The 16902-nt window shown below is 39.8% G+C and carries 15 protein-coding genes; 5 read left to right on the top strand and 10 right to left on the bottom strand.

What is annotated here, in order from left to right; genetic code table 11:
* Positions 1-84: 84 nt before the first annotated feature.
* The 8 genes from ACP6L2_RS08370 to ACP6L2_RS08335 form a co-directional block, all read right to left on the bottom strand.
* The gene (locus tag ACP6L2_RS08370) at positions 85-471 is read right to left on the bottom strand and encodes a hypothetical protein (RefSeq protein WP_440508793.1); all 387 of its coding nucleotides are present in this window, start codon (positions 469-471) and stop codon (positions 85-87) included.
* Between the two features lie 5 nt (positions 472-476).
* The gene (locus tag ACP6L2_RS08365) at positions 477-1727 is read right to left on the bottom strand and encodes a glutamate-5-semialdehyde dehydrogenase (RefSeq protein ID WP_440508792.1); all 1251 of its coding nucleotides are present in this window, start codon (positions 1725-1727) and stop codon (positions 477-479) included.
* 14 nt (positions 1728-1741) lie between these two features.
* Positions 1742-2773: a glutamate 5-kinase gene (gene proB / locus ACP6L2_RS08360; RefSeq protein WP_440508791.1), complete on the bottom strand. Its 1032-nt coding sequence runs from the start codon at positions 2771-2773 to the stop codon at positions 1742-1744.
* Positions 2774-3164: 391 nt separating this feature from the next.
* Positions 3165-3929, bottom strand: coding sequence for an exodeoxyribonuclease III (locus tag ACP6L2_RS08355; protein ID WP_440508790.1), 765 nt, complete (start codon positions 3927-3929; stop codon positions 3165-3167).
* A gap of 3 nt (positions 3930-3932) precedes the next feature.
* On the bottom strand, positions 3933-4694 hold the full coding sequence (locus ACP6L2_RS08350; RefSeq protein WP_440508789.1) for a peptidylprolyl isomerase: 762 nt from the start codon (positions 4692-4694) through the stop codon (positions 3933-3935).
* Positions 4695-4697: 3 nt separating this feature from the next.
* Positions 4698-5045: a hypothetical protein gene (locus ACP6L2_RS08345; RefSeq protein WP_344673290.1), complete on the bottom strand. Its 348-nt coding sequence runs from the start codon at positions 5043-5045 to the stop codon at positions 4698-4700.
* A gap of 11 nt (positions 5046-5056) precedes the next feature.
* Positions 5057-5497 carry a low molecular weight protein-tyrosine-phosphatase gene (locus tag ACP6L2_RS08340; RefSeq protein ID WP_344673291.1) on the bottom strand — a complete coding sequence of 147 codons (441 nt, stop codon included), beginning with the start codon at positions 5495-5497 and terminating at the stop codon, positions 5057-5059.
* A gap of 154 nt (positions 5498-5651) precedes the next feature.
* The gene (locus tag ACP6L2_RS08335; RefSeq protein WP_440508788.1) at positions 5652-7199 is read right to left on the bottom strand and encodes a Do family serine endopeptidase; all 1548 of its coding nucleotides are present in this window, start codon (positions 7197-7199) and stop codon (positions 5652-5654) included.
* 203 nt (positions 7200-7402) lie between these two features.
* Between ACP6L2_RS08335 and dapF the strand changes: the two genes are divergently transcribed.
* The gene (dapF, locus tag ACP6L2_RS08330) at positions 7403-8191 is read left to right on the top strand and encodes a diaminopimelate epimerase (protein ID WP_440508787.1); all 789 of its coding nucleotides are present in this window, start codon (positions 7403-7405) and stop codon (positions 8189-8191) included.
* A gap of 79 nt (positions 8192-8270) precedes the next feature.
* Positions 8271-11153, top strand: coding sequence for a DEAD/DEAH box helicase (locus ACP6L2_RS08325; RefSeq protein WP_440508786.1), 2883 nt, complete (start codon positions 8271-8273; stop codon positions 11151-11153).
* Between the two features lie 881 nt (positions 11154-12034).
* Here the strand turns inward: ACP6L2_RS08325 and ACP6L2_RS08320 are convergent.
* Both ACP6L2_RS08320 and gltX read right to left on the bottom strand, forming a co-directional pair.
* Positions 12035-12907 (bottom strand): sugar phosphate isomerase/epimerase family protein, encoded by an 873-nt coding sequence (locus ACP6L2_RS08320; protein ID WP_440508785.1) that lies wholly within the window; start codon positions 12905-12907, stop codon positions 12035-12037.
* 27 nt (positions 12908-12934) lie between these two features.
* Positions 12935-14464 (bottom strand): glutamate--tRNA ligase, encoded by a 1530-nt coding sequence (gene gltX / locus ACP6L2_RS08315; RefSeq protein ID WP_440508784.1) that lies wholly within the window; start codon positions 14462-14464, stop codon positions 12935-12937.
* A 79-nt stretch (positions 14465-14543) separates the two neighbouring features.
* On the opposite strand from gltX, the gene ACP6L2_RS08310 reads away from it, so the two are divergent.
* The 3 genes from ACP6L2_RS08310 to ACP6L2_RS08300 are packed head-to-tail and all read left to right on the top strand — an operon-like array spanning position 14544 to position 16708.
* Complete coding sequence (locus ACP6L2_RS08310; protein ID WP_440508783.1) at positions 14544-15776, top strand: sensor histidine kinase; 1233 nt, start codon at positions 14544-14546, stop codon at positions 15774-15776.
* Positions 15757-16293, top strand: coding sequence for a DinB family protein (locus ACP6L2_RS08305; protein WP_344673298.1), 537 nt, complete (start codon positions 15757-15759; stop codon positions 16291-16293). The genes ACP6L2_RS08310 and ACP6L2_RS08305 overlap by 20 nt, the downstream gene beginning before the upstream one ends.
* Positions 16280-16708, top strand: a complete 429-nt coding sequence (locus ACP6L2_RS08300) for a hotdog fold thioesterase (RefSeq protein ID WP_344673299.1) — start codon at positions 16280-16282, stop codon at positions 16706-16708. The genes ACP6L2_RS08305 and ACP6L2_RS08300 overlap by 14 nt, the downstream gene beginning before the upstream one ends.
* The last annotated feature ends 194 nt before the right edge of the window (positions 16709-16902 follow it).

Here is a 16902-nt window from a genome sequence, read left to right as displayed (position 1 = left end):
ACCCATCTATTTTTACACTTGAATTACAATAAAAAAGCCTACTGTTAAAACAGTAGGCTAAACAATTATTTTAAATATTCCCTATTAAATATGTTTATCAATAGTTGCTAAATAACCATAATCCTCAAAAGAAAAATCACCGGAACGCTTCATATTTAACTCCAAAAGAAATTTTGCCTTGTGCAATAGACTCGATTCTCTTGAAAGTAAACCATCATACATCAACAGTAGTCCCAATGGCCTAACCTGTTCTTTTTGTAGTCCATCTACAAAGCTTAGCAACTTTGCCTCGTCTGCTTGTAGAAAATATTCCCGATCCACCTGAAAGAATTCCTTATACCCTGAATGATCAAGCTCTATTTCCTCGTTTTCTTCCAATCCACTCTCCCATTTATCGACATACAAGCGAAGGTGCTTACCCATTTCATTAATCCAGTTCAGGATCGTATCTTTTTCAATTCTAATTCCCATATTAATTATCTTATTTGACCATGACCAGTGACAAACCACTTTTCACATACTAGCTTTTCCAGAGCGAATGGCCCTCGGGCATGCAATTTTTGAGTTGAAATCCCAATTTCTGCACCTAACCCAAATTCAGCTCCGTCCGTGAACCTTGTGGAAGCATTGGCATATACTGCTGCAGCATCAACCGCATGCATAAAGTTCGAAATATTTTCTGAATTAGATGACACTATACATTCAGAATGCTTGGAAGAATATTTCGAAATATGCTCCAATGCCGACTCCAAGCCCGAAACTGATTTCATCGAGCAGGCTAGACTTAAAAATTCCCGACCAAAATCAGTCGCATCCGCCAAATGCAAATACGGATAGGCTAACTTTAACCAATATGGATAGGATACTTCATCCGCCATCACCTGAACTTCTGCAGCTTTAAAATAGGGGACTAAGCGTGCTATCAATTCTGAAACCACCTCCTTATCCACCAAAATAGTGTCTAAGGCATTACAAACCGAAGGACGTGAAATCTTCGCATTAGCAATAATCTTAGCTGCCATTTGAAGATCAGCAGTTTGATCCACATAGGTATGGCAAACCCCTGCCCCAGTTTCAATTACCGGGACCTTAGCATGCGTTCTTACAAAATCTATAAGCCCTTGGGATCCTCTAGGAATGAGTATATCAACATCCTCTTTAGCATGAAGCAACTCCATAAGCAATTCCCGCTCTACCGGTAATAGTTGTACCATATTTGGATCTAATCCTGCTTTGTCTAAAATCAGTCGAATTAACCCAACTAAGACCGAATTACTTTCCCAGGCATCTGAACCTCCCCGGAGCAAACAAATATTCCCTGAGCGAAGGCAAAGACTAGCCACATCTATGGTCACATTAGGACGCGACTCATAAATAACGGCCACGACACCCAATGCCACGGATTTCTTTTGCAAGAGCAAGCCGTTTTCCAGAACCTGCTCAGTTAAAAGAACATTTGTTGGATCAGGTAGAGATGCTACTTCCTCTACAGCTTTAGCCAGCTCTTCAATGCGATTTTCATCCAAGCGTAAGCGATCATATTTGGAATCATTTACATCCATCTTATTTAAATCTCTTGAGTTAGCTGCTATGATCAAATCCTTATTTTCGCGTAATGCTATTGCTAAATCTCTTAATAGCTGAGCACGTTCTCCTGACCGCAACTTTGCCATATTCCTTTTTGCCTGACGACAATTCAATAATTGTTTTTGAATAGATTTTTCCATGTTGTTTACCGATTTTAAAACAATACAATATCGTTGGCATGCGCCACTTCCATATCTTTTATATTTATACCTGATCTAAGGTTAACTGAATCAATTTTAGATTTAGCAACTGCATGAATTACCATATTTTCATCTGCTATGTGAAACACTTCTCCACTGATAAAATCCTGATTGACCTGTTTAATACCAACAGCCAATAAACTCTTTCGAGCATACAATGCTTTGATTGCCCCTGCATCTATTTGAACCAACCCTGATATTACACTCGCGCTTGCCAGCCATTTCCTTCTCGATGGCAGTCGTTTTTCTTCCGCTAAGCACCTAGTGCCCGTAAGGCCCTTTACAGCCTGCAGGATCGCTTCAGTTTGCTCCATGGAAAAGATGTTCACCTCAATCCCCATCTGTGTAGCTAATCGAGCAAAATTGAGCTTAGAGCTCATTCCCCCAAGCCCCACCTGCGAACAATCTTTTCTTGCAAAGGAAAGTACTTCCTTATCGATTTTTTTAATCTCTGCTATTAACTGACCATCCGTATCCATGACTCCCGGAACTGATGTAGAAAACAATAATTTCTCTGCTCCAAATCCTACAGCAATGAGCGTCGCTAATTCATCATTATCCGAAAACTTTAATTCCTTATTGCTGACCACATCATTCTCATTGGCAATAGGAATCACATTGTTCTTCCATAAGGTTTCATAGGTATTCTTTAATTGCAAAAATTGACTTCTGTTGGAGAAATGATGTCGTTCGCATAAGCTTTGGGCAATGGCAATCTTGAATGGTCGAAAATAGCGTGCATAGGTCATGACCAATAAAGGATTCCCTATGGCAGCTGCAGCTTTTCGTTGCGCCAATGTCCCGCGATATTTCGGAATAAATCGTTTCCCCGCAGCGACCGCGCCAGAAGAAACTATGACAAGGTTAAAGGACGATTGTAATTGAGCACATTGACGCGCTATTTCCAATACGATCCTTTCATCGATCTCTCCATCCTTACTAATGGAAGCAGATCCAAATTTGATTACTAAAACAGGTTTTTTCATTGTTATGAGAACAATAGGTAAAGGTTGAGAATAAGAAGTACGCCAATTAATACAGACCATTGTTATAAAAGCAATAGACCTGATTCCAGGTGTAATTCAAAGAATAAATATGGGGATTGGAAATCTAGTTGCTAGATTTCGGTCTGGGTGCTCTCCAATTTATATAAAACAGGTAACAGGAAAGCATTAAAGAACTGGGGAGTAAAAAATCAGAAAAGCCTATTGCTTCTGCATTTCTATATTTAGAAAACAGCAAGATAGCATTTAGGACTAACAGCAGGAGCGATAGTGCCAAACATACCAATGCAAATGACTTATTCATAAGTCTAATCTACTAAAAATAAATGGGAAAACGTCTAAAAAAGCAAAAAGGCCCTAAGGCCCTTTCGTTTTATGCTAGTACCAATTCTACAGGACAATGGTCTGAATGAACGGCATTTGGTAATATTCTAGAAGATTGAATCTGATCTTTCAATGCTGAAGATACCATGTTATAATCGATACGCCAGCCTAAGTTCTTACCTCTTGCTCCTGCACGGTAAGACCACCAAGTATAATGATGAGGATCGGGATTTAAATGACGGAAGGAATCAATGTATCCGGAGTTGATAAAGTTCTCCATCCATTCTCTTTCCGCAGGTAAAAAGCCAGAGCTATTGGCATTCGACTTCGGATTGTGGATATCAATTGCACGATGACAAATATTGTAATCGCCACAGATTACCAAGTTGGGCTTTTCTTTCAATAGATCATTCGAATACAATTGAAAATCATCCAAGAACTTGTATTTAAAATCTTGGCGAACATCACCTGTAGTACCCGAAGGGAAATAAACACTCATAATGGATGCTTTATCGAAATCGGCACGAATGATACGACCTTCAAAATCATAATCTTCATGTCCACAACCATATTCTACATGGTTCGGCGTAATTTTCGTGAAAATAGCAGTTCCACTATAGCCCTTTTTCTGCGCAGGATACCAATAATGCTCATATCCCATCTCTTCCAACAGCACCAATTCAGGCACCTGATCTGGAGTAGCCTTAATCTCTTGAATACAAATAACATCTGGATTCTCTGATTTTAGCCATTCCAACCAACCCTTTTTAAGAGCGGCACGAATACCATTGACATTATAAGTTAATATTTTCATGGTTTATGGTAATTTATATTGACGTGATTTGAAAGAGTCGAACAACTTAGTGAACAATCCTTTTTTAGGAGGAAGGCCATTTAATTCACGTTCCAGGTCACGAGCCTCTGGTCGATTAAGAACCCTCATCGAAAAACGCTCATCCACTAAAGGACGATCGTTAGAATCGGTTTTATCAGCTGCGATTTTATCAACCACCTCAATTCCCTTCAATAACTCTCCAAAAACGGTATAATTTCCATCCAGGTGAGGTGTTCCACCAACCGTACTGTAGGTATCGCGTTGTAATGGACTAAGCTTGACTCCTTTTAGACGAAATTTCTCTAAGGAATCCAATGCAGCCTGCGAGAATACTCTTCCTTGCACCAGATAAAACTGCGATGCGGAAGACTCCTTAGCTGGATTATTATCACGAGCAGCACCGATGGTTCCTTTTTTATGGATTAAATCCGATTGTATTTCTGCTGGAATGCGATAATCTGGACCACCTTCGCCTAACTTCTGACGGCTTGCCGCATACCTTGAGTCAGGATCTCCACCTTGAATCATGAAGTTGTTAATCACCCGGTGAAACAGCAAAGAGTCGTAATAACCTTCACGAACTAATTTCACGAAATTATCACGATGCTTACGCGTTTCATTATACAATTTCAATAAAGCATCACCCTTATTTGTATGGATTTCCACATAATAATGCGTAGGCTTTTGGGCTTGGGCGAATGACATTCCCAAAAACAAAGCGCAGAAAAATAATATTTTTCTCATATGTTATAAGATATTTTGGTCTTCAAAGTAATCAATGATCAAGGATTTCATGATCATTTCCTGTTCCATTAAGGTATAATTTGGAATGGCTTTCACCAATTTCCAATGTGGCCAGCCCTGTTCGTCAGCACCTTCTAATTCATAGAAACCTAGGCTACTGAACAATCTACAGGTGGCAATGTGCATAAGCTCCTCTTTTTCTCTTTTGGAAAATTCACCTGGACCTTTTCCCAATTCCTGAACACCTATCAGAAAGAGCATAACCTTGATATCCGGAATATCGGTATCAAAGTTTTCGGAAATAACCGCTTGCAGGTCTTTCCATTTTTTATTTATTTCTGCTGCTTGCATTTAAATATACATTATGATTCGCGCCATTCAGCTATTAGCTGCTCACAACGCTGTTTAATTAACTCAAAGACGGGTTTAAACATATTTGAGTCGTAATAAGGATCGGGCACCATGTCATTAGGCAAAAACAAAGTCACTTTCTCCTTATCTTCTTCTTGTTGAGCTTGGGCAATGACATCCTTATAATTTTGATGATCCATCACCAGGATGTGGTCAAATGCATCAAATAATGCCGGCGTAAAGAATTGTGCCCTTTGCATGGAAATATCTACTCCATTGTCTTTTGCAATTTGTACAGATCGTTTATCAGGAGCCTGCCCTACATGCCAATCTCCAGTACCCGCAGAATCTATCTCCCAATCCAATCCTTCAGCTTTAACCATGTGCTCCAATATACCATGTGCTAAAGGTGAACGACAAATATTACCTAAACAAACCATCAAAATTCTCATGGTCTCAAATATAGGGAAATGAGCGATAGCAGACAACAATTGTTAAGGAGTATCAAAGTGCTTTATACGCTGAAATGAAACGAATTGTTTTCTACTATTCCTAGACAATAAAAAAGGCCCGCTAATCGCGAGCCTTCCTTGTTGCTTTATTATTCTAGTAATTCAATGGAACATTTAACTCCACAGAACTTCCTCTTTCATACACGCCTTTTAAGCGGACTACATTTCTTTCTGTATTCGATAATGCAGATTCTACATCATCTACTGTATTAACAGGTTTACCATTCACATGGGTTACAACCAATCCTTTTTCAACACCGAAATATTCTAAAATACCTCCACGGTGTACTTGTGAGATAATAACACCTGAACTGATACCTAAATCTTTCTTCACATTCGCTGGTGCAGGAATAAAGCTACCACCTAATTTATTGAAGATCTCCGTACCTGATGCATTTGCTCCACTCGCACCTTTCGATTTGTTGGATTCTTCACCTTTTAAGGTCAATGACACTTCTTTTTCTTTGCCATCGCGTTTGTATGTTAACTTCACTTTATCACCTGGACGTAATCTAGCAACATGCTCTTGCAAATCTGGAGAACCATAAATGGTCTTTCCTTCCACTTTGGTAATTAAGTCACCAGATTTAATACCTGCGGCTTCTGCAGCTCCACCTTTAACAACATCACTTACATACAATCCATTAACATCGGAAATACCATATTGCTTACGGATTTCAGCATTTACTTCACTGAAAGTAACACCAATATAACCACGTTTTACACTACCAAACTCTTTGAAGTCATCAACGATTTTCTTTGCTAAATTGATTGGAATAGCGAATCCATAACCAGCATAAGTTCCAGTTGGCGAAGCAATAGCTGAGTTAATACCGATCAACTCGCCACGAGCATTCACTAATGCACCACCACTATTACCACGGTTAATTACCGCATCAGTCTGCAAAAACGACTCTACAGCAGTATTAATGATTTGCTGCGGCTCTTCACCATAACCAAATCCACGAGGCTGTTGTTGCTGCTCTCCTAAGATACCAATCTGACGGCCCTTAGCAGAGATAATACCTGCTGTAACCGTTGATTGCAATCCTAATGGATAACCTACCGCTAACACCCACTCACCAATTTGAACATTATCCGAATTACCAAGTTTTACCATTGGCAATCCTGTAGCATTTACCTTGATCAAGGCTAAGTCAAAGTTCGGGTCACGACCAATAACTTTTGCCTCATAAGAACGCTTATCGGTTAAAACAACCTCAATTTTGTCTGCTTCTTCCACCACGTGGTTATTTGTTACGATATATCCATCAGGTGAAATAATAACACCCGAACCCGAAGCTGTCATTGGACGCGCTTGTCCACGACGTTGTTGTGGTACTCCGAAAAACTCTTCGAACATATCGAATGGAGAACCACCTCCTCCACCACGTGAATTACGTCCGGATACGGTTACTTGAATATGCACTACCCCTGGCGAAACCGCAGCGGCAGCTTGTGTAAAATCCGGATTTCCTGTAGAAGATAATATCTCCTCACCCGGATTACTTGCGTAATATACTTTTTGACGTTCTTCAAACGTCATGTCGTCCATCTGTTTCTTTTCCAGAAGCTTGAAACCTCCTACAGCTACAGCTCCTCCAACAATGGCCGCCAATAAAGTTGCTCCTATCTTTTTCATATACTTATATTGAATAATCTAACTATTGTTTTTTAATTTCATATTTGCTTGATTCAAATGTAATACCATTCGATGGCTATCAATTGCTTTTGTCAGTTAAAAAATGTTAACAGCTCGCTCGTTTGTCAACCATTTAACATCATTTAACAAAAGCGTGGTTTATTGTAACAAGAATATTAAATTTACAGCACATTTTCAACCATATGGCTCAAGAAATTCAATTTTATAAATACCAAGGCGCCGGTAACGATTTTATCCTTATTGACAACAGAAACGCAGCTTTTGACGCAAATAACTATGATTTAATAGAAAAACTTTGCGACAGACGCTTCGGAATTGGTGGCGATGGCCTAATGCTCCTTCAAGAAAGTAAAAATTATGATTTCCAAATGCTTTATTACAATGCAGATGGCAAAGAAGGTAGTATGTGTGGTAATGGTGGCCGTTGTTTAGTAGCTTTTGCCAGGGACCTAAATATCATAAAAGACAAAACTGTCTTTTTGGCAGTTGATGGTGAACATGATGCCAGTATTGTTGAAAACCAAGTCAATTTGGGAATGATTAATGTCGATGCGCATCATCGAGATGCTGAAGCTTACGTCATGAATACAGGTTCTCCGCACTATGTCCTATTTACAGAAAAGTTAGCTAAAAAAGATGTATACGCTGATGGTTATGCCATTAGAAATAATGACACCTACGGAGAAAAAGGCATCAATGTCAATTTTATAGAAGCAGAAGGAGATGGTTATTTTGTGCGCACTTTTGAGCGTGGCGTAGAGGATGAAACTTTTGCATGCGGTACTGGTGCAGTTGCTTCGGCCATGTCCGTTGCACTAGCTTCTGGTAAAGATGGTGATTTCAACATTCCAATTCGCGTGCTCGGTGGTCAATTACGAATATCTTTCCATAAAGAAGGTGATCATTTCAGTAATGTTTATTTAACAGGACCAGCTATTCAAGTCTTTCAAGGAAAAATCGATATTTCATAATAATTTAATCTGCCTTATTCCCAAGAAAAAGCCCGAATAACCGTATATTAGTAGCTTTTTCGAGCAGGAATACGTCGTAATGAAGCAGATAGACAACTCTTTATCATACCGTTTAGTTTACTCTTTGGGGAAACATCCATATTTGGGTTTTCTCATTGAGCCTCATATTGTCCATCTCAATCAAAATGGCTCCTATTCTCTTTCTTACAAGCGTGTATTCAGCAATACCGTAGCAGAGTTCTCAAATTGCCTGGATGAAACAGATGAAAAGCTCATCAAATTGTGTGATGAGATGGAACAAACACAAATCATCAAGCGTTTCCACAAGAAGGCCATCAGGCCTATGGACTACTTCAGTAAGATTTTCGATCAACAAGTCTATGATTTTATCCGACCGAAGATTGAGCAAAAAATGCTCACTATTCTTCAGTTAATAGGCGATAAACCTTTGTTCTTAATGAGTAAGGATGGTTATCCTGCTGAACAAGAATTAAAGATTGCTCCAAAAACAACCTCCATCCTCTTCCATTTTAGAAGAAATGAAACGGAAACCCGATATTTCCCAACCTTGAAATATGATGGTCACCGCATGGAATTTATGTTCAAAAATGCGGAAGTGATCATCAACCAACAGGCATGGCTATTATTGGAGAATACTTTATACCATTTCGATGAAGAATTAGAAGGAAAGAAATTAACTCCATTCCTTCAGAAAAGATTTATCTCCATACCTAGGGCAACCGAGAAACGATATTTTGATACGTTCGTCACTTCCCTCATCGAAAAGCATCATGTATATGCTGAGGGATTCGATATCGTCGTCTATAAAGAAAATGCCAGTCCACAATTACGAATTATCTACACTCCAGCAACTGAAACACAGTTGCAATTATGTTTCCAATATGGCGATTATAGCTTCCCAGCTGGTGGACAACATGCTGTCACTGTAAAATATGTATATGATGAACAGCAGGATCGACATCAATTCTTTCGAATAAAACGTTCCTTGAAATGGGAGGAACAAAAATCTGCTGAATTAATCCAGTTGGGGTTACAGAAAGTAGATACCCTATTTGGAACCTATGCCCCTATTCCCGATAAATTCGGACAACGCATGTCTGCCGTGGAATGGATCAACGAATTCCTCCATGAGCTAGAAGCGCATGGGTTTCAAGTGATCCAATCGGAGAATGATAAACGCTTCTTGATAGGAAAAACCAGCTTGAGCATTGAAGTCAATGAGAAAAATGATTGGTTTGATATCAAAGCCGTAGTACGTTTTGGCGAATATGAAATTCCATTTATTCAACTAAGGCAGCATATTCTGCATAGGATTCAAGAATTCGAATTGCCAAATGGGGAAATAGCCATTATTCCTCAGGAATGGTTCTCACAGTATGAACACCTCTTTCAATTCTCATCTAATAAAGAAGAACTACGTCTAAACAAAACGTATATCGGACTTTTAAATGAGATCAGTGAACATGCGCAGGTTAGTCTTCAACGAAAGCTGAATAAACTTGGTGAGTTTGATGAGATTGCCGACATGGAATCGCCAAAGCATTTCAAAGGGGAATTGCGCCCTTATCAGAAAGCTGGATATAACTGGTTTCATTTCCTACAACAATATCGATTTGGTGGGCTCCTAGCGGATGATATGGGCTTAGGTAAGACTGTACAGACTCTTGCCATGCTACAAAAACAAAAAGAGGAGAATGCCGGTACGGACCTTCCTAAAACCTCCCTATTGATTGTACCTACTTCTTTAATCTTTAACTGGCAAAAAGAAGCTGAGAAGTTCGTTCCGCAACTTCGCGTTCTTTTGCATACAGGTGGTAACCGCAGTAAAAATAACTTTGCTTTCTCCCACTTTGACTTGGTCATTAGCACCTATGGAATTGCTCGTATTGACGAGGAATTGTTTAGCAATTATTATTTCAACTACATTATTCTCGATGAAAGCCAGAACATCAAAAACCCTCGTTCTAAATCTTTCACAGCAATAAAGCACTTTAAAGGACGTAATAAATTAGCGTTAAGCGGAACACCAATTGAGAACTCCGTAGCTGATATCTGGTCGCAAATGCACTTTGTTAATCCCGGTTTACTTGGTAGCTTCACTTATTTTCAAAAGGAATTTGTACAGACAATTGAGAAGAAAAAAGATGAGGAAAAATCTCGTAAACTACAGGCTATCATTAAACCATTTGTTCTTCGCAGGACAAAATCGCAGGTAGCCACGGAATTGCCGCCAAAATCAGAGCAGATTTTCTATTGTAGCATGACCGATGAACAACAGGAATACTACGAAACTGTAAAATCCGAATATCGCAATGCCTTATTGGACGGTGCCTTTTCGGGCAAAGCTTCACAGATAGCCTTATTACAAGGCTTAACCAAGCTCCGCCAATTGGCGAATCACCCTTTAATGATCGACTCCAATTACAAGGATGGATCAGGAAAATTTGATGCTGCTATAGAAACGATGGAATCCATCCTCCAGGAAGGCAATAAGGTGTTAATATTCTCTCAATTCGTCAAGCACTTGCAGATATTCAGAGACTATTTTGATAAGAACAAAATCCAATACGCCTATCTGGATGGTGCCACGAGTGATCGCAATGCAGCTGTGAAAAGTTTCAAAGAACAGGATAATATCCAGGTTTTCCTGATATCTATTAAAGCAGGGGGTGTGGGCTTGAACCTCACGGAGGCTGATTATGTCTTTATCCTTGACCCTTGGTGGAACCCTGCCGTAGAACAGCAAGCGATCGACCGTAGTCATCGTATTGGACAGACCAAAAATGTATTTATCTATAAGTTCATTGCCAAGGATAGTATTGAAGAAAAGATTCTTGCCTTGCAAAGCATGAAGAAATCCATTGCCACAGCTTTAATCAGTACAGAAGAATCCTTTGTAAAATCTTTAAGCAAAGAAGATATAGCCGAATTATTTAGATAGGGCAATACCCACAAGAAATGGATCCAATAGGAGCCCAATCCTTTGGATGATAGCCTCATGTCTGTGTTCTGTGTTGAAAGTTTCAGAAAGATTTGAATATTGATAGTTTTCGATTATTAACGGTCGAAGCATGCTTCGACCCTACAGTTATTTTAGTTTGGAATAATAAAATCACAATTGTTTGTATGAGCGATGCATGCATCGCCCGCCTATGGCACGAATACATAAAACCTTTATAGTTTAAAGTTTGTTCGGCTAACCTCACAATGACTCGGTTTTGGGAATAGAGATGAGACTATTTGCGTTGCTCTGAATTGTAAATGACTGAATTACTACCCGCCAATAGGTCTAAATACTCCGTACTAAATACTAGTTACTGCCCGAAGGGCCCAGACTCTTCGCTTCGCTCTGAGTTCTAAGTTGCAGAAAGTTTTAATTTCTAACAGCGAAGCGGTCTCTTATCTCATATCTAACAGTGTATCGGGTCTATATGAACAGGGGTTTAGCAGGGGTTTGCTAGGGGTTTGCTAGGGGTTGGATTCGAGACTCTAACGGATCTCCTTCGGAACTTGTTCGGATCTCCTTCGGATCTCGTTCGGTTCCGACCGAACGAGATCCGAAGGAGATCCCTAGCAGATCCTAAGAAATTCCCTAAGAGTCTCGAATCCAACCCAAGGGAAACTCGAAGCAAACCCAAGGCGATCTACTATCAAAACCGAAGGATTAAGAACTGGGTTAGGGAATAAGGGAATATGAAATTTAATAGAAAATTTAGGGTTTATAGTATTAGGACAGCATATTAATTTGGGCAGGTAAAACTTGGTATAAAAATAAAAAGCCGTTAGACTAGACATCTAACGGCTTTTTATAGTACTACTATTTTATTTTAGTGCAGCTCTAAAATTGCTGGCACTAACTTTTACATCGTTCATGTTATTTTTCCAGTTGTATTCATATTCGGCGGAAATCATGCCTTTAAACTTTTGGCGTTTAAGTTCTGCTTGGACAGCTTGTAAGCCAAGTTTACCGGTCCCCCAATGAACATCATATGCTTTCTTATTGCCAAACTCATTTAGGTCTTTGAAATGTACGTGGTATACACGGCCTTCTAATTTCTTTAAACAAGCTATAGGGTCTAATCCAGAGCGCATCCAATGTCCCACATCTGCTGCTGCACCCATTCTTTTACTGCGGCCTTCGATAGCTTTTAATACCACATCTGGATTCCAGTAATGAGATGGGTTGGGGTGATTATGAATAGCTACCTTAATATCGTATTTATCGCAAAGCTTCGAGATGTAATCCAGTTGATTTTCATTCGGTTCACAATTGATCACCTGGAAATTCAAATCTTTAGCGAATTGAAATACTTTTTCCCACTCGGCTTCATCTTTCGCACCAACAACACCATAGGCTAATGCCGTTATTCCCTTATCCTTTAATAGTTTTTTCACCAATGCTCTGCCTTCCGCAGAAAGCTCATAGGTCATTTTTTCTTGACTCCCTGCACCGATTGTCTGTCCTGGGAAAGCCTCTACATAGCGCAAGCCAGCACTATCGATTTTATTTAAGGCATCCGCAAAGCTGAATAAACGAAAGGTATATGCTTGTGCGCCTAAATGCCAACCCAATTTTTCCTCTGGGAAATCTGCAGTTTTGGCATTTTGAGCAACATGACTCTGTGAAGAACATGCGGAAATGAATAAGGCTGCTACTGCCAAGGCGGCAAGCAGGTGCTGTTTGAAAGATCTCATTTTATCTAGTTTTAAGTTGATTCGAGCTTATCCCTCAAATGCCGGTAGAGCAAGTTGAATACGCTCCAACACTTCCTCTTTACCTAGCAATTCAGCGATCTTAAAGACATCAGGACCAAATTTACCTCCCACCAACATAATACGATACGGCATCATTAATTCGCCCATTTTCATTCCTGAAGCAGCGATTTGTTCTTTGAACAAAGGCTCTAACACTTCAGCAGTCCAGTTATCTTGCTGCTGAAACAGTTGTGCGATGGATTGAAAAAATACAGTTTTATCGGCATTCCATTTAGGTTTTACCGCATCCACATCATATTTCTCTGGCTTTACATAGAAGAAAGATGCTTGTTCCCAATAATCTTCCACGTAAATTAATCTTTCTTTTACTAAATCAAGAATGCTGTTCGTAAAATTATCATCGAACTTATCAGCTGCTAACTGATGTTCTTCCAATACAGCATTTACCTGAGGAAGAAGCACATTGTTTGGGGTGTGTTTAATCCATTCTTGGTTATACCATTTAGCCTTTTCAAAGTCAAACTTGGCACCGGATTTACTAATACGATCGACACTGAATTTTGCAATCAGTTCGTCCATTGTAAAGATTTCTTGGTCTGTACCATCATTCCATCCCAAAAGTGCAAGCATATTGACGAATGCTTCTGGTAAGAATCCAAGTTCACGGAAACCTTTTGTCAAGTCTCCGGTTTTCGGATCTTGCCAGTTCATGGCATATACTGGGAATCCTAAGCGGTCGCCATCACGTTTACTCAATTTTCCATTACCATCAGGTTTCAGAATCAATGGTAAGTGCGCCCATTCTGGCATTTCATCTTTCCAACCCAAGTACTCCCATAAAAGAATATGTACAGGCGCTGAAGGCAACCATTCTTCACCACGGAAGATATGCGATATTTCCATAGCATGGTCATCTACAACCACCGCCAAATGGTAAGTAGGCATACCATCTGCTTTTAATAGCACTTTATCGTCCACAAGTTTTGTTTCAAAACTCACACGACCACGTATCATATCTTCAAAAGATACGACTTCATTTTCTGGCATCTTGATACGAATGGTATGCGGCGTACCGTCCGACAATAATTTCGCTGTTTCCTCTTCAGACAGGCTTAAGGAGTTTCGTAGGTCCAATCTATTCTCATGGGAATAGCGGAAATTCGGATGCAGTTGTCTTTGTTGATCCAACTCTTCTGCTGTATCGAAAGCATAATAAGCAAATCCTTTAGACACTAAATCCTCTGCAAATTTGCGGTATGAAGGTTTTCTTTCACTTTGACGATAAGGCCCGAATTTACCTTCGTTCAAAGGACTTTCATCTGGAATGAGTCCACACCATGCTAGACATTCTTGAATATACTCTTCGGCACCAGGCACAAAGCGGGTTTGGTCAGTATCTTCTACACGAAGGATGAATTTTCCTTGATGCTGTTTAGCAAATAGATAATTGAAAAGTGCGGTTCGAACACCACCTAAGTGTAAACCGCCTGTAGGGCTAGGGGCAAATCGCACCCTTACTTGTTTTTGTGAACTCATAGGCACAAAATTAAGCATTTCTAAATTTCTTTCTCCAAGCTATCGGAAAATGATTAATTTGGGTTCATTTTCCAGGTCTATGAAGCAACACCCTTACCGGTATAATAAACAACAATGGAAATTTTTCCTGTTTTTATTTGCAGCAATGATTGCAGCAGCTTCGCTTTTGTACAGTAACCATTTGGTGAAGAGCCTATCAAAATCCGAGCGTACGAAAGCCCAAGTATGGGCCATGAGTACCAAAAGCGTGGTCACCATGCCCGATCTGGACGATGAGTTCATCAGTTTGATTTTTGCCGTTCGGGATAGCTTGAGCCTACCTGCTATTATCACTGACCAGAATGAAAAAATTATCCTTTGGCGTGACCTGGACAGCAGCAAAACTAACATCGAAAAGGCTGCGCTGGACAGCGGATCCAACCTACAGTACGACCCCATCTATTTTGAAAAGGAACTGCACACCATGAAAAAGGCGCATCCACCTATACAATTGGATTTGGATACGGGCGAAAAATGGTTCGTCTATTACAAAGATTCAGAAGCCTTACAACAGTTGCGCATATTTCCTTATATCCAACTTTCCTTGATTGGGATCTTCCTGATTATTGCCTATACCGTTTTTAACTCTATTCGAAATTCAGAACAGAATCTGGTCTGGGTTGGTATGGCAAAAGAGGCGGCGCATCAATTGGGTACTCCGATATCATCATTGATGGGTTGGTTGGAATTAGCTAGAGTTACCTATGAGTCGAAAGATGATAGTCTATTCAATGAAATGGAACGGGATGTGCAACGTTTGGAAATTGTGGCTGATCGTTTTTCGAAAATAGGTTCTACTCCTTCTTTGTCTAATCATGTGGTCTATGCGGTAGTTGAAGATTACGTGAATTATTTTAAGATTCGCACGAGCAAGCGTATTACATTTGAGCTTACTGGAGACCAACATGTGGAGGCCAAATTAAATGTGCAGGTATTTGACTGGATCATTGAAAACCTTTTAAAAAATGCGGTAAATGCAATAGAAGGAGAAGGCCAAATCGGGGTTAACATTTCGGAAAACATTGCAAAAGAGGAAATTTTTATAGACATTAGTGACACCGGAAAAGGCATTCCGCGTTCCAACTGGGAAACCATCTTTCAACCTGGATTCACTACTCGGAAGCGAGGCTGGGGACTGGGCTTAAGTTTGACTAAACGGATGGTGTATTACCATCGTGGTCAGATTTTTGTGAAAGAATCTGAAATAGGAAAAGGTACAACATTTAGAATCATATTAAAAAGCAATCTACGTTATGAGCCCACTCAAATCTGATGAGTATCCAGCAATTTTTAACGACTATATCGAAACCGTAACGGGAGATGTCATGGTCGAATTAAACGATCAACTGACAACATTCCCTGAATTTATCGCCAGTATTCGGGAAGATCAAGGAACTTACAAATACGCAGAAGACAAATGGAGCATCAAAGAAGTGTTGTGCCATATTTTGGATGCCGAGCGTATCATGACTTATCGGGCATTGCGCTTCGGTCGCAATGATATGACAGCACTGGCATCATTTGAGCAAGATGAATTTGTAGCAAATGGCCGTCATGATGAGCGAAAGCTAGAAGATATCGCCCAAGAATTTTATCACTTACGCAAAGCAAACTTGTACTTATTTGAGTCTTTTGATGAAACAGAGCTTGCTCGTAAGGGCATGGCATCTGATCGTTTAATCAGCGTTCGCGCTTTTTTATACATCATTGCCGGCCACTTAAACCACCATGTGGTTATCTTGAAAACCCGATATCTTAAAGACCAAAACAACAACAATGATTTGGCATAGACCATATACCCTGGAAGAGATTAACGACCTGTTCGCTATTAATATGACAGGTTTTTTGGATATCAAAGCCATATCCATTACCGATGATGCCATTGTCGCCGAAATGCCCGTTAATGAGAAGGTAAAACAACCTTACGGTTTATTACACGGTGGTGCTTCTTGTGTATTGGCGGAGTCTGTTGGTAGTGTTGCTTCGAATTTAGTGATTGATTCCGATGTTTATGCTGGTGTGGGTTTGGAGATCAATGCAAACCACATTCGCCCTGTGACGAAAGGTACGGTCAAAGCGACATGTACCCCATTACATATCGGAAAAACAACCCACGTATGGGACATTCGGATAACAAACGAACGCGATGCTTTAGTCTGTATTTCCAGATTAACCATTGCGGTGATAAAAAAACCACAAACCTAACAAACTTTCTTAATGATGGATTGTTCAACCGTAATAATACCATTTTGGTTTTATGATACGGTTTAGGTTTTTGGAGAGACATCGCCCATTCGAAGTCTCTCCTCTTTTTATGGAAAAACGCAATCGTTTGCTTTTCAAATTCTATTTTAATATTCCAAATTATTTTATTAGCCTTGTGGTTAGCTAAAATTATT

The sequence above is a fragment of the Sphingobacterium lactis genome (assembly GCF_051951495.1).
In the GTDB taxonomy this organism is placed as follows: domain Bacteria; phylum Bacteroidota; class Bacteroidia; order Sphingobacteriales; family Sphingobacteriaceae; genus Sphingobacterium; species Sphingobacterium lactis_A.
This window is presented reverse-complemented; position numbering and strand designations above follow the sequence as displayed.